This window comes from Nocardioides asiaticus (assembly GCF_040049175.1).
GTDB lineage: Bacteria > Actinomycetota > Actinomycetes > Propionibacteriales > Nocardioidaceae > Nocardioides > Nocardioides cheoyonin.
The window spans coordinates 451246-464499 of the sequence record NZ_JBDZDM010000002.1 but is presented as its reverse complement, the minus strand read 5'-3'; the positions used below and the strand labels follow the sequence as shown (position 1 = coordinate 464499).

Genomic DNA, 13254 nt, shown 5'->3' with positions numbered 1-13254 from the left:
ACGATGCTCAGCAGGTCAGAGGATCTCGCCGGGGGCGTACGCCGCGGCCTCGGGGTGACGTGCCACGACCGCCTCGACGCGGCGTACGACCTCCTGCACCTGCGCCACCGCGGCGCCGGTGAAGGCGATCGGCTCGGCGACGAGCGAGTCGAGCTGCTCGGCGGTGAGCCCGAGTCGCGGATCGGCGGCGAGCCGGGCGAAGACATCGTTGTCGGCCTGGCCCTGACGCATGTCGAGGGCGGTGCCGACGGCGGCCTCCTTGATCGCCTCGTGGGCGGTCTCGCGGCCGACGCCCTGCTTGACCGCGGCCATCAGGACCTTGGTCGTGGCCAGGAACGGCAGGTAGCGGTCGAGCTCGCGCTGGATCACCGCCGGGAAGGCGCCGAACTCGTCGAGCACGGTCAGGAACGTCTGGAAGAGCCCGTCGGCGGCGAAGAACGCGTCGGGCAGCGCGACCCGGCGTACGACCGAGTCGGAGACGTCCCCCTCGTTCCACTGGTCGCCGGCGAGCTCGCCGACCATCGAGAGGTAGCCGCGCAGCACGACGGCCAGGCCGTTGACCCGCTCGGTCGAGCGGGAGTTCATCTTGTGGGGCATCGCCGAGGACCCGACCTGGCCCTCCTTGAAGCCCTCGGTGACCAGCTCGTTGCCGGCCATCAGCCGGATCGTGGTGGCGAGGTTGGACGGTGCGGCGACCAGCTGCACCAGGGACGAGATGACGTCGAAGTCGAGCGAGCGCGGGTAGACCTGGCCGACGGAGGTGAGGACCCGGTCGAAGCCGAGGTGGGCGGCGACCCGCTCCTCCAGCGTCGCCAGCCTGTCGGCGTCGCCGTCGAGCAGGTCGAGCATGTCCTGGGCGGTGCCCATCGGCCCCTTGACGCCGCGCAGCGGGTAGCGCGCGATCAGCTCCTCGACCCGTTGCAGCGCGACGAGCAGCTCGTCGGCGATCGTCGCGAACCGCTTGCCGAGGGTGGTGGCCTGGGCGGCGACGTTGTGGGAGCGGCCGGCCATCACCGTCCCCTCGTGCTCGGAGGCCAGCCGGGCGAGCCGGGCGAGGGTCGCGACGGCGCGGTCCCGGATGATCGCGAGACTGGAGAGGATCTGGAGCTGCTCGACGTTCTCGGTCAGGTCGCGCGAGGTCATGCCCTTGTGGATGTGCTCGTGGCCGGCCAGGGCGGAGAACTCCTCGATCCGCGCCTTCACGTCGTGGCGCGTGACCCGCTCGCGGGCGGCGATCGAGGCCAGGTCGACCTTCTCGACGACGTCCTCGTAGGCCTCGATCACGCCGTCGGGCACCTCGATGCCGAGGTCCTTCTGTGCCTTCAGCACCGCGATCCACAGCTGCCGCTCGAGCACGATCTTGTGCTCCGGCGACCAGATCTCGACGAGGTCCGGCGCGGCGTAGCGGGTGGCGAGGATGTTGGGGACCGTCACGGCCCCCATTGTCCCATGCGGCCTCCGGGTGGCCGAACCGTCGGCGCGGCCGTGCGCGGCTCGGGTTCAGCGGAGCGCGCCGGCGGCGGCCCTGAGCGCGATGTCGGTGCGGTGCTGGGCGCCGTCGAAGTGGATGAGCCGGACGGCGGCGTACGCCGTGGCGCGCGCCTCCTCCAGGTCGGTGCCGGTCCCGACGACGGCGAGGACCCGGCCGCCCGCGGTGACGAGCCGGCCGTCGTCGTCGAGCGCGGTGCCGGCGTGGATGACGTGGACGCCGTCGAGCCGCTCGGCGTCCTCGACACCGGTGATGACGTCCCCCTTCGAGGAGCCCTCCGGGTAGCCCGCGGAGGCCAGCACGACGGTCACGGCCGCCTCGGCGGAGAAGGACGGCTCCGAGGTGAGCCCGGCGCCGGTCGCCGACTCCCACAGGACGGGCGCGAGCGGCGACGCGAGCAGCGGCATCAGCGACTGCGTCTCCGGGTCGCCGAAGCGGGCGTTGAACTCCACGACCCGAGGACCCCGCGACGTGAGTGCTAGTCCGACGAAGAGCAGGCCGGTGAACGGCGTGCCCCGCCGCTCCATCTCCTCCAGGGTCGGGCGTACGACGGTCTCCATGACCTCGTCGGTGAGCCCCGCCGGCGCCCAGGTGAGCGGCGAGTAGGAGCCCATCCCGCCGGTGTTGGCGCCCCCGTCGCCGTCGAAGATCCGCTTGAAGTCCTGCGCCGGCTGCAGCGGCCACGCGCTGACCCCGGACCCGTCGTGGCCGCACACCGCGAAGAGCGAGACCTCCGGCCCGTCGAGGTACTCCTCGATCACCACCCGTTCGCAGGCGGCCGCGTGCGCGAGCGCGGCCTCACGGTCGGGCGTCACGACGACGCCCTTGCCGGCCGCGAGGCCGTCGTCCTTCACGACGTACGGCGGCCCGAACTCGTCCAGCGCGGCGACCGCCTCCTCGGGGGTCGTGCAGGTGAAGGAGCGGGCGGTCGGGACGCCGGCGGCCTCCATGACCTCCTTCGAGAACGCCTTCGAGCCCTCGAGCATCGCGGCCGCCTTCGACGGGCCGAAGACGGCGATCCCGCGGTCGCGCACGACGTCGGCGACGCCCGCCACGAGCGGCGCCTCGGGGCCGACGACGACGAGGTCGGCGCCGAGCGACTCGGCCAGGTCGGCGACGGCGGCGCCGTCCAGCGGGTCCACGTCGTGGAGCGTCGCGACGGCGGCGATGCCGGGGTTGCCGGGGGCCGCGTGGACCTCGGTGCCGCCCTCGGTCGCGAGCTTGCGGGCCAGGGCGTGCTCCCGGCCGCCGGTGCCGATCACCAGGATCCTCAGCGGGCTCTTCACACCCACAAACATTAGGGCCCGCCGGGAGGGCGGCGAATTTCGCCCGCCCATGATTCAGCGCCCCGTGGCATGGGTAGGACGCGGCCATGCCCGTGCTCCCCTCCATCGGTGACCAGTTCGGCAGGTACCGCATCGACAGCCAGCTCGGCTTCGGCGGGATGGGTGTCGTGTACGCCGCCACCGATCTCGACCTGGGGCGCAAGGTCGCGCTCAAGGTGGTCTCGGCGGCGCTCGGCGAGCAGGAGTTCCTCGAGCGGTTCCAGCGCGAGGCGGAGGTGCTCGCGCGGCTCAACAGCCCGCACGTGATCGCCATCTACGACGTGGGCACGCACGACGGGGCGCCCTACATCGTCACCCAGTACATCGGCGGCGGCGACCTCGGCGGCCTCATGCGGGCACGAGGCCCGATGCCGCCGCCGCTCGCGGCACTGGTCTGCGCGGAGGTCGCGGAGGCGCTCTCGGACGCCCACCGGGCGGGCGTCGTCCACCGCGACATCAAGCCGAGCAACGTGCTGCTCCGCAACCCCGACGACACCCGTGACCCGATGGCGTACCTCTGCGACTTCGGCATCGCCCACACCGAGACCGACGGGTTCGCCCGGACCGGCACGGTGTCGGGCACGTGGAGCTACCTCTCCCCCGAGTGCGGCCGCGGCGAGGCCGGTACGCCGGCCGCCGACATCTACGCGTCCGGCTGCCTGCTCTGGGCGGCGCTCACCGGACACGCGCCGTACGCCGGGACCGACGTCGAGATCGCCATCGCCCACCAGACCGCGCCGATCCCGCAGCTCGCCGGAACCGATGAGTTCAGCGCGGCGGCGAACGCGATCCTGCTGCGCTCGATGGCCAAGGACCCGCGCGACCGCTACCCGAACGCCGAGCAGCTGCGCGACGACCTGATGACGCTGCGCGGGCTGCCCGCGCCGCCGGCCGGCATCGTCCCGGTCGGGGCGTCCGCCGCGGGGGCGCCGCCGACGGGTCAGACACCGCTTGCCGGCGTCGGTGCGGCCCCCGTCACCTCGCGGCGTACGCCGGTGACGGCGCCGGCCATGCCGCGGATGCCCGGACGCTCCCGGACGCAGAGCCTGCTGCTGGCCGGCGCGGTCGGCGTTGCCGCGGTGGTCGTCGGCAGCGGCGCGGCGCTCGGCATCACCCGGCCGTGGTCCGACGACTCCGGCACCGGCGGGTCGGGGCAGCACGGCCAGGCGGCGACGCCGAAGCCCGACGGCCCGGTGCTGGGCGACGCCGACGGCGACGGGTACGGCGACGTCGTGACCTACCCCTACTCCGACGACGAGTTCGGCAAGAAGACGACCACCGAGCTGACCACCTGGAAGTCGAACGGGACGACGCTGACCCCGGCGACGAAGCGGATCGAGGGCAAGCTCGGCTCCACGACGCTCGCGTTCACCGGCGACTTCGACGGCGACGGGAAGGGCGACCTGCTCACCGCCTCCCACGAGAAGGACGGCGGCGACGTGTTCCCGGTGGAGTCGAGCACCGGCAAGCTCAGCGGCGACCTGCCCTACCCGTCCGCCGAGCGCGAGCACAAGCACCCCTCGACGCTCTCCTGGACCGCGCTCGACTACGACGGCGACGGCCTCACCGACATCGTGTGGGAGTTCTTCGACAGCACCGCCGACGGCAACACCTACAACGGGAAGTTCCGGCTCTGGGTCGGCCTCAACAACGGCTCCGGGTTCGACAAGGCGACGAAGGTCCTGCAGATGTCGGACGTGCACATGGAGAAGACCGCGGTCGGCGACGTCGACGGCGACAAGCGCGCCGACCTGGTCGTCCTCGACCGCTCCAAGCACGGCACCGGCTACCACACCACGGGCATCTCCGACCTGCACACCTACACCCAGCAGGACGGCGGCGGCTTCGAGGAGCAGAAGACCGTCCAGGTGCGGCACCAGTTCATCAACGGCCTGCTGCTCGGCGACACCGACGGCGATGGCGCCAACGAGCTGGTCTACGTCTTCGCCGACAACGTGACCCAGACGATCCGGGTGTCCGACTTCGACGACGGCGTACCCGGCCCGGCGCGCGTCGTCGGCAGCATGAGCGAGCCGGACACCTTCTCCGACGTCGTCCACCCGCTCTTCCTGAGCGACCTCAACGGCGACGGCCGCGCCGACCTCGCGACCTTCACCAAGGACAAGACGAGCGCCGACTACGTCGTCCAGGCCTGCCTGGGCGGCGAGACGTTCAGCGGCGTGAAGACCTGGGCCACCTGGGCCGGCGGGCCGACCGCACTCCACTCCTACCAGCTGACAGGAGCACCGCTGTGACGCAGCCGCCGAACGCCGCGACCCCGCCGGGCCTCGGCAGCCAGATCGGTCCCTACCGCCTCGACCGGCTGCTCGCCACCACCGGCATGGGGATGGTGTACGCCGGCACCGACACCCGCCTCCACCGCCCGGTCGCGATCAAGATCATGCTCGCCTCGATGGCGCAGTCCGAGGAGTTCCTCGCCCGGTTCGACCGGGAGGCGGCCGTGATGGCGCGGCTGGAGTCGCCGCACGTCATCGCCGTCTACGACCACGGCCGGTTCGAGGGCTGGCCCTACCTCGTGTCGCAGTACGCCGCCGGCGGCGACCTCGCCACCCTCATCCAGCGCTACGGCCCGCTGCCCGGGCCGCTGGCCGCCGACGTGTGCGCCCAGATCGCCGATGCGCTCGCGGCCGCCCACGCCGTCGGGATCGTCCACCGCGACGTGAAGCCGGAGAACGTCCTGCTCCGCGACGAGCGGCTCGACCGCCCGCACGCCTACCTCGGCGACTTCGGCGTCGCCCACACCGACTCCTCCGGGCTCACCCAGCCCGGCTCGGTCGCCGGCACCTGGAACTACCTCGCCCCCGAGCGTGCCGAGGGCGACCCCGGCAGCCCGGCCGGCGACCTCTACGCCCTGGGCTGCCTCTTCTACGAGGCGCTGACCGGGCGCGCGCCGTACGCCGGCAGCGACGTCGAGGTCGCGCTCGCCCACCTGCAGGGCGAGGTGCCGCAGCTCCCCGGCGACGACGCGTTCACCCGCGGCGCCAACGCCGTCCTCGCGCGGGTGCTGGCGAAGGATCCCGCGCAGCGCCCGACGTCGGCGATCGACGTACGCGACCAGCTCCGGCTGCTCTCCGACCGCGGCACCTCGTTCGCGGCCGGGCCGTCGGTCCGGACGCGTGGCGGCGCCGGGAGGAAGACCGTGGCCGCCGGTGCGGCGGGGGCCGTCCTGCTCGCGGCGCTCGCCGGCGGCGGGGTGTGGCTCGCGACCAAGGGCGACTCCGACCAGCCGGCCGCGGCCGCGGCGACGGTGAAGGAGGCGGTCAGCGGCGACGTGGACGGCGACGGCAAGGGCGACGTACTCATGGGCATGGGCCTCGAGGGGGTCGACAACGGCAACGACAGCTACTACGCGAAGCGGGTCGACCACGTGCTGTCCTCCACCGGCACCGGCTTCACGAAGGCGGCGGTGGTGTCGGGGCTCGGCAAGGCGCAGCTCCTCGGGGACGTCGACGGCGACGGCAAGAACGACCTGATCCAGGTCACCGGGTCGCACTCCACCTTCCAGGTCACGACCGACGCCAAAGGCCAGTCGGCCGGCCTTCTCAAGGTCCCCTTCTACGACGACGTGCTCGCCGCCTTCGCCGCCGACGTCGACGGCGACGGCCGCGACGACGTCGGCCTCATCACCATCGGCAACGGCAAGAACCGCGGGATCGGCAGCGACACCCCCGACGACCTCGAGCTCCACATCGCCGTCGTCAAGAGCCAGGCTGACGGCACGTTCGCGTGGCGCACGAACATGTACGACGACCTGTTCCAGGGCGAGGAGTTCTCCTTCTCGGCGATGGTCGGCGACTTCGACGGCAACGGCACCGACGACCTGGTCCTCGGCACCGGCGACGCCGCCGAGTACGACACCCTGATGCTCTCCGACGGCGACACCTACGACCCCGTCGACGTGCCGGCGCCGAAGACCGGGAGCGCCCTCTCCTACAACACCCGCCTGGTCGCGGCGAACGTCGACGGCGACAAGGCGACCGAGCTGGTCATCGCGCAGAGCGGGGCGACCCTCGAGGTCTTCGACTACGAGGACGACGCCTGGGTCAAGCACGCCGTGAAGGTCACCGGCGCGACCGAGGCGGACAAGTCGTTCTACGGCCAGATCAGTGCCACCGACGTCGACGGCGACGGCGACGACGACCTCGTCTTCGTCACCTACGACGCCACCGCGGGCGGACGCTGGAGGCCGACGCTGGTCGTCGACCTCGCCGACAAGGACGGCTTCACGGTGAAGCACTGGAACGCCGCCGGGATCAGCAAGGTCGACAAGCTCGACCACGCCCTCGGCGCCGTCGCCTGGGACCGGTGACCCGGCGCCCACCGGCGGTGCGTGGGCAACCGTCCTGGGGGTAGGGACGGTTGCAGGTGCACCGCCGGCGGGACCCGGCGCGGCTCAGGCGGCTCAGGCGGCTCAGGCGGCTCAGGCGGTGAGGTCGTGGACGACGACGGTCTCGTCGCGCTTCGGGCCGACGCCGATGACCGAGATCCGGGCGCCGGACATCCCCTCGACCGCCGTGACGTAGTCCTGCGCGTTCTTCGGCAGCTCCTCGAAGGTCCGGCACTGGGAGATGTCCTCCCACCAGCCGGGGAGGTACTCGTAGATCGGGACCGCGTGGTGGAAGTCGGTCTGGTTGACCGGCATCTCGTCGTGACGGACACCGTCGACGTCGTACGCCACGCAGACCGGGACCTGCTCGAGCCCGGTGAGCACGTCGAGCTTGGTGAGCACGAAGTCGGTCACGCCGTTGACCCGGGCGGCGTACCGCGCGATCACGGCGTCGAACCAGCCGCACCGGCGCGGCCGGCCGGTGGTGACGCCGTACTCCGCGCCGGTCTTGCGGAGGAACTCGCCCATGTCGTCGTGCAGCTCGGTCGGGAACGGGCCCTCGCCGACGCGGGTGGTGTAGGCCTTGACGATGCCGATCACCCGGTCCATCCGGGTCGGCGGGATGCCGGAGCCGGTGCAGGCGCCACCCGAGGTGGCGTTGGAGGAGGTCACGAACGGGTAGGTGCCGTGGTCGACGTCGAGCAGCGTCGCCTGGCCGCCCTCGAGCAGCACGGTCTCCCCGCGGTCGAGCGCCTCGTTGAGCAGCAGACCGGTGTCGCAGACCATCGGCGCGACCTTGTCGGCGTACGACAGCAGGTCCTCGACGACCGCGTCGACGGTGAACCCGCGGCGGTTGTAGATCTTGGTGAGGATCTGGTTCTTGAGCTCGAGGGCGCCCTCGACCTTGCCGTAGAGGATCTTCTCGTCGAAGAGGTCCTGGACCCGGATGCCGATCCGGTTGACCTTGTCGGCGTACGTCGGGCCGATGCCGCGGCCGGTGGTGCCGATCCGGCGGGAGCCGAGGAACCGCTCGGTGACCTTGTCGAGCTGGCGGTTGTAGTCGGCGATGACGTGGGCGCTGGCGCTGACCTTCAGCTTCGAGGTGTCGACGCCGCGGGCGTCGAGCGCGTCGAGCTCCTCGAAGAGGACCGCGAGGTCGACCACCACGCCGTTGCCGATGACCGGCGTGCAGCCGGGGGTCAGGATGCCGCTGGGGAGGAGGTGGAGGGCGTACTTCTCGACCGAGCCGTCCTCCTGGCGGATGACGACCGTGTGGCCGGCGTTGTTGCCGCCGTTGAACTTCACGACGTAGTCGACGCTGCTGCCGAGCAGGTCGGTGGCCTTGCCCTTACCCTCGTCGCCCCACTGGGCGCCGATGATGGCGATCGCTGGCATTGTGTGCTTGCTCCTCACTACGGACGGAGTCCCTCCGGCCCCGCGGCGTCCATTGTCTCGGGCTCCGCTTCGACGTCCGGCTGCTCGACGCACCACGTTGTGTCGCTGGTTGTGTTGTGGATGCAAGCAGCCCCGGCTGCAAGATCGACTGCCTCGGCCGGGGCTCTTGCAACCGCACGCTACCAAAGGGTGCGGCCGCCGCCCTGATCCTCGCTGCTCGCCACCGCTCGTCGCGGGCCGCCCTCGGCGTACGGGTAGGTTCGCTGCCGTGCGAGGCGAGAGGCTCCTGGTCGTCGGCAACCCCGGCGCCCGCGGTGAGGCGCTGGAGGCGGCGCTGACGGTCCTGCGCGCCCACGGGGACGTCGAGGTGGCGATCACGAGCACGGCCGAGGAGCTCGACGACGCACTCGCGGGGCGCTGCGACGCGCCGGTGGTCGTCGCCGGCGGCGACGGGACGATGCATGCGGTCGTCGGGGAGCTTCACCGGCGCGGCGACCTGGGGCGTACGACGGTCGGGCTGCTGCCGCTGGGGACGGGCAACGACTTCGCGCGCGGCAACGGGCTGCCGCTCGACCCGGCCGAGGCGGCGCGGGTCGTCGTCACCGGGCAGGAGCGGCAGGTCGACCTGATCGTCGACGACACCGGGTCGGTCGTCGTCAACAACGTGCACGTCGGCGTCGGGACGATCGCGACGCTCCGCGCGGAGCGGTGGAAGCATCGGCTCGGCCGGGTCGGCTACCCGATCGGCGCCTTCCTCACCGCGCTCCGGCCGCCGACGCTGCGGCTCGACGTCGAGGTCGACGGCGTACGCGTGGCGGGACAGGACCGGATCCTGCAGGTCGCCGTCGGCAACGGCTCCCAGGTGGGCGGCGGCACCGCGCTCGTGCCCGACGCCCGGCCGCACGACGGGCGGCTCGACGTGATCGTCTCCCGGCCGGTGGGGGCGGCCGCCATGGCGGCGTACGCCGTCGACCTGGTGCGCGGGCGGCACCACCGCCGCGGCGACGTCGGCCGCGCGAGCGGGCGCGAGGTCACGGTGTCGGGCGAGGAGTTCTGGTGCACCGCCGACGGTGAGACCCAAGGACCGGTGAGCCGGCGGACCTGGCGGATCGAGCAGGCGGCGTACACGCTGCTGGTGCCGTAGGCCGGCTACTCCAGCACCGACGGGCCGGTCGCCTCGTCGTCGAGCCAGTCCTCGCCGTCGTCCCACAGGTCGCGCTCCCGGCCCTCGCGCTCGTCGCGCTTGCGGCCGCCGCGGCCGCCGGCTCCTCCGCCGGACCTCGCGCCGCCGGACCGGGCCGAGCCCGACCGTGCCCCGGCCCGGCCGCCGCCTGCGCCGGTGCGGCCCGCTGCTGCACCGGCGCGCGCACCCGCCCCGGACGCGCCCGCGCGTCCGGTCAGGCCGGCTCCTGCCGCCCGATCGCCGGTGCCGATCGCCCCGGCCTCTGTCGCCGGCAGCGCCGCCCCCGCGCGGCCCGCGGCCGAGGCCGCCCGGATCGCTCCGGCGGCCAGCCCGGCCGCACCGCCCGCGGCCGAGGCCGCGGCGACACCGGCTCCAGTCGCGGGGCTGCCGGCTCCGCCCGCGACGGGTCCGGGCCCGGTGGTGGGCGCAGCACCGGCCGGGGTCGTCGGTGTCGCCGTATAGGGGTGGTCTCCGCCGGCCAGCCAGCCGTCGTCGGGCGGTCCGTCGGCCGGCCCCGGGTCGGCGGCGTGGCCCGGGTCGGCGTACGCCGGCCCCGGCTGCGGGTGGGGCGACGGCGCGCCGACCGGCGGCGGCCCGCCGTCGGCGTACGGGTCGGTGTGCCCGCCGGTGGGTGCCGCCTCGGCGGGTGTCGCGGTCGACGTGCGCCGTCGCGAGGAGGTCCCGGGCGACGTCGGGGCGTAGACCGGCATGGTGGTGCCGCCGCCCGACTGCGTCCGGCCGTCGGAGCCCGAGGCGGGGGTCTGGGTCTTGCCATGGATCCTGCGGAGCGCGGCGGACGCGTCGGTGAAGGCTCCGTCGAGCATCCGGATGTGGTGCGCCGCCTTGGTCTCGGCCTCGTTGAAGGCGGCCTCGTGGTTGCTCTGCTGCGTCCGCCAGGCGTTGTAGTCGGCCTGGAAGGCGCCGTGGCCGGAGCTCGCTGGGCTGCCGAGCTTCTTGTAGTCCTCCGGCTTGGGCGCGGCACCGGGGTCGGGTGCGCCGGCCAGCCTGGCGTCCATCGTCTTGCGGTCGGCCAGGGCCTGCTGGAGGCGGGACTGGACGACGGTGAGCTTGGTGTAGCCGTCGTAGACGTCGTCGGCCTTGGTCTCGAGGCTCTCGGCGCTGGTCTTGAAGGCGGCGGTGCCGGACGCGGCCACCCGGCTCTCGTCGCCGAACGCGTCGCCGAGGCTGCCGGACTGCTTGCGGAGGTTGCTGGCGGTCCGCTGCAGCCGGTCATGCACGGCGAACCAGTCGGTCAGCGCCTGCTCGAGGTCGGGCAGGGCACCCTCGACGCCCTCCAGGTAGGTGTCGAGCCGCGCGCGGTTGGGTCCCTGGGTCATCGGGTCACTCCTCCGGCTCGTCGGTCGCCGGGTCCTGCTCGATCGGCTCCTGGCCCGAGGCCGTCACCTGGCCCGGGCCCACGGCGTCGGCGCGCGCGCTCTTGAAGGGCACCTTGATGAGGCCCTCCGCGACCGCCATCGCGTTGGCGCCGGCGACGACGTCCTGCTGGGTGTGCTCGATGCCGCGACCTGACTCCAGCAGCCCCTCGGCGTAGCTGGCCAGGCCGGTCGAGATGTTGCCGAGCGTCGCGAGGATGTGGTGGTGGGCGTCGAGCGCGTCCTGGGCGAGCGTCCGGCCGCCGTCGCTGCCGCCGAATCCGCCGGTCGGGCGGAGCGGCGTACGGCCGATGGTGTCGGCGTTCCCGAGCAGCTTCTTGCGGATCCGCTGGACCGCCTCGGGGTCGTAGTCGATCGAGCCCATCTCGTCCTCCGTGGTCGCGTCTACATCGCAGGACTTCCCGGGGCCGCGGTGGATGAAACCTCGGTGCGGCGGTACTTCGGCTACGGTGCCGGTGGCTGCCTCTCACCACGAAGGAGTCTCGGGTTGCGACGACGCGCGGGTGCCGCTCTCCTGGTCGCGGGCGCGCTCTGCGCCGGCCTCGCCGGGTGCGGATCAGGTGGGTCGGCGTCCACCGGTGCCGCCGCGTCCAGTGGTACCGCGAGCGCCCCCTCGAGCGCGTCGCCGAGCGCGTCGCCGAGCGGGTCGCCGAGCGGATCGGCGTCGTCCGGCGTCGAGCCGACCTCCGGCCGGCTGGTGAAGGTCGACGGGGCGTCCGTGAACCTGCCGCCCGGCTGGACGGTCTCGACGAAGCCCGGCGACTGGCTGCAGAGCTTCTCGAGCCCGTCCGGGATCCGCGGCACGCTGAGCAGCCAGGCGAGCCCGCCCGGCCAGCCGACCGAGGCCGAGCTCGCGAGGCTCGCGGCCGCCGAGCTGACCAGCCAGCGTCACGTCCACGAGCACCCGGAGCGGCAGCCCGACGTCGTCATCGACGGCCAGCCGTGGATCCACATCGTCGGCCGGCGCGAGATCTTCGTCCGGCACGACTACCTGACGCTCCACGACGGCGACGCCGTCTACTTCACGCTCGAATACAACACGCTGCTCGCGAAGCCCGCGAAGGAGGCCGACCTCGAGTCCTCGATGATCGCCAGCCTCGACCTGACCTAGGGCCTAGATCCAGCCCCGGCGCACCGCCTCGACGCCCGCCTGGAAGCGGGAGCCGGCGTCGAGCTCGTCCATCACCTCGGCGACCCGGCGGCGTACGGTCCGCAGGCTGATGCCCAGCCGGCGGGCGATCTGCTCGTCCTGGGCTCCGGCGGCGAGCTGCTCGAGGAGCAGGGCGCGCTGGCCGCCGGTGCCGTGGCGGCCGCGCTCGAAGCCGGCGACCGGCTCGCCGAGCCGCCAGTACTGCTCGAAGAGCATCGTCACGGCGTCGACGATGGCGGGCTGCCGGACCAGGACGCGCGGGGTGTCGGCGTTGCCCAGCGGCTCGGGGAGCATGGCGTGCGTGCTGCCGATCACCAGCAGCCGGGTCGGGACGTCCGCGAGCAGCCGGATCTCCTCCCCGGCGCGGGCGCGGGCGGAGAGCTCGACCGGCGCGACAGAGAGCGCGCGGGCGGGGTAGATCGCGCGGCAGCGCCTGCCTGCCGCGACCGACTTCGCGACGACGGCGACCATCTGGTCCTCGTAGGGCTGCGACCAGATCTCGGGGCGCATCCACAGCAGGTCGCCGATCGTGTTGTCGACCAGCGTCTCGACCGTCTCGGCGAGGTCCTGGCTGGCGAACACCTCGCCGTCCAGCGGCCGCTCGTCGGCGATGTGGCCGGCCGGGACATGGGCGGTCGTGCCGGCGACGTACGGGATGGCGCGGGAGATGTCGAGCAGTCGGTCGTGGGCGAACCTCGCCCGGTCGGCCGCGACCGACAGCATGCGCGAGACGACGTCCGCCGGGTTGAGCACGGCGAGCAGGTCGTCGTCGGTGCGTACGACCTCGACCTCCGCCAGCGGCGCCAGCTCCTCGTGGAGGGCCTCGACGGTGATGGCCAGCGACGCGGCGACCGAGTCGAGCGGCCACCCGGCCATCGGGAGCAGCCGGCCGTACAGCCGCCCCGTCTCGGGCCTGAACCCGAGCGCCGTCATCAGCGTCTCCGAGCGGCTTCTCTCCATGCCTGGCAGG

At 73.1% G+C, this 13254-nt stretch carries 10 protein-coding genes; 4 read left to right on the top strand and 6 right to left on the bottom strand.

Going from position 1 to position 13254, the window contains the following annotated elements; translation table 11 throughout:
• Nucleotides 1–15: 15 nt before the first annotated feature.
• Both purB and purD read right to left on the bottom strand, forming a co-directional pair.
• Nucleotides 16–1434 carry an adenylosuccinate lyase gene (purB, locus tag ABLE53_RS07955; RefSeq protein ID WP_425474852.1) on the bottom strand — a complete coding sequence of 473 codons (1419 nt, stop codon included), beginning with the start codon at nt 1432–1434 and terminating at the stop codon, nt 16–18.
• Nucleotides 1435–1500: 66 nt separating this feature from the next.
• Nucleotides 1501–2763, bottom strand: coding sequence for a phosphoribosylamine--glycine ligase (purD, locus tag ABLE53_RS07950; RefSeq protein ID WP_348858855.1), 1263 nt, complete (start codon nt 2761–2763; stop codon nt 1501–1503).
• 98 nt (nt 2764–2861) lie between these two features.
• Here purD and ABLE53_RS07945 point away from each other — a divergent pair, with 98 nt between their 5' ends.
• Nucleotides 2862–5069, top strand: coding sequence for a protein kinase domain-containing protein (locus ABLE53_RS07945; RefSeq protein ID WP_348858248.1), 2208 nt, complete (start codon nt 2862–2864; stop codon nt 5067–5069).
• Nucleotides 5066–7144, top strand: coding sequence for a serine/threonine-protein kinase (locus tag ABLE53_RS07940; RefSeq protein ID WP_348858247.1), 2079 nt, complete (start codon nt 5066–5068; stop codon nt 7142–7144). Before ABLE53_RS07945 ends, ABLE53_RS07940 begins: the two co-directional genes overlap by 4 nt.
• Nucleotides 7145–7255: 111 nt before the next feature.
• Here the strand turns inward: ABLE53_RS07940 and ABLE53_RS07935 are convergent, their stop codons facing one another.
• Complete coding sequence (locus ABLE53_RS07935) at nt 7256–8557, bottom strand: adenylosuccinate synthase (protein ID WP_348858246.1); 1302 nt, start codon at nt 8555–8557, stop codon at nt 7256–7258.
• A gap of 268 nt (nt 8558–8825) precedes the next feature.
• Here ABLE53_RS07935 and ABLE53_RS07930 point away from each other — a divergent pair, with 268 nt between their 5' ends.
• The gene (locus ABLE53_RS07930) at nt 8826–9701 is read left to right on the top strand and encodes a diacylglycerol/lipid kinase family protein (RefSeq protein ID WP_348858245.1); all 876 of its coding nucleotides are present in this window, start codon (nt 8826–8828) and stop codon (nt 9699–9701) included.
• Between the two features lie 5 nt (nt 9702–9706).
• Here the strand turns inward: ABLE53_RS07930 and ABLE53_RS07925 are convergent, their stop codons facing one another.
• Nucleotides 9707–11077, bottom strand: a complete 1371-nt coding sequence (locus ABLE53_RS07925) for a hypothetical protein (RefSeq protein WP_348858243.1) — start codon at nt 11075–11077, stop codon at nt 9707–9709.
• 4 nt (nt 11078–11081) lie between these two features.
• Nucleotides 11082–11498, bottom strand: a complete 417-nt coding sequence (locus ABLE53_RS07920; protein WP_348858241.1) for a hypothetical protein — start codon at nt 11496–11498, stop codon at nt 11082–11084.
• A gap of 123 nt (nt 11499–11621) precedes the next feature.
• Here ABLE53_RS07920 and ABLE53_RS07915 point away from each other — a divergent pair, with 123 nt between their 5' ends.
• Nucleotides 11622–12245, top strand: coding sequence for a hypothetical protein (locus ABLE53_RS07915; protein WP_348858240.1), 624 nt, complete (start codon nt 11622–11624; stop codon nt 12243–12245).
• Nucleotides 12246–12248: 3 nt separating this feature from the next.
• Here ABLE53_RS07915 and ABLE53_RS07910 read toward each other — a convergent pair whose 3' ends face one another.
• Nucleotides 12249–13244 carry a helix-turn-helix transcriptional regulator gene (locus ABLE53_RS07910; RefSeq protein ID WP_348858239.1) on the bottom strand — a complete coding sequence of 332 codons (996 nt, stop codon included), beginning with the start codon at nt 13242–13244 and terminating at the stop codon, nt 12249–12251.
• Nucleotides 13245–13254 lie beyond the last annotated feature (10 nt).

Excerpts from the sequence above, each read along its gene's own strand:
- ABLE53_RS07945 (WP_348858248.1), top strand. The coding sequence starts at position 2,862 with ATGCCCGTGCTCCCCTCCATCGGTGACCAGTTCGGCAGGTACCGCATC.
- ABLE53_RS07935 (WP_348858246.1), bottom strand. The coding sequence starts at position 8,557 with ATGCCAGCGATCGCCATCATCGGCGCCCAGTGGGGCGACGAGGGTAAG.
- ABLE53_RS07925 (WP_348858243.1), bottom strand. The coding sequence starts at position 11,077 with ATGACCCAGGGACCCAACCGCGCGCGGCTCGACACCTACCTGGAGGGC.
- ABLE53_RS07920 (WP_348858241.1), bottom strand. The coding sequence starts at position 11,498 with ATGGGCTCGATCGACTACGACCCCGAGGCGGTCCAGCGGATCCGCAAG.
- ABLE53_RS07910 (WP_348858239.1), bottom strand. The coding sequence starts at position 13,244 with ATGGAGAGAAGCCGCTCGGAGACGCTGATGACGGCGCTCGGGTTCAGG.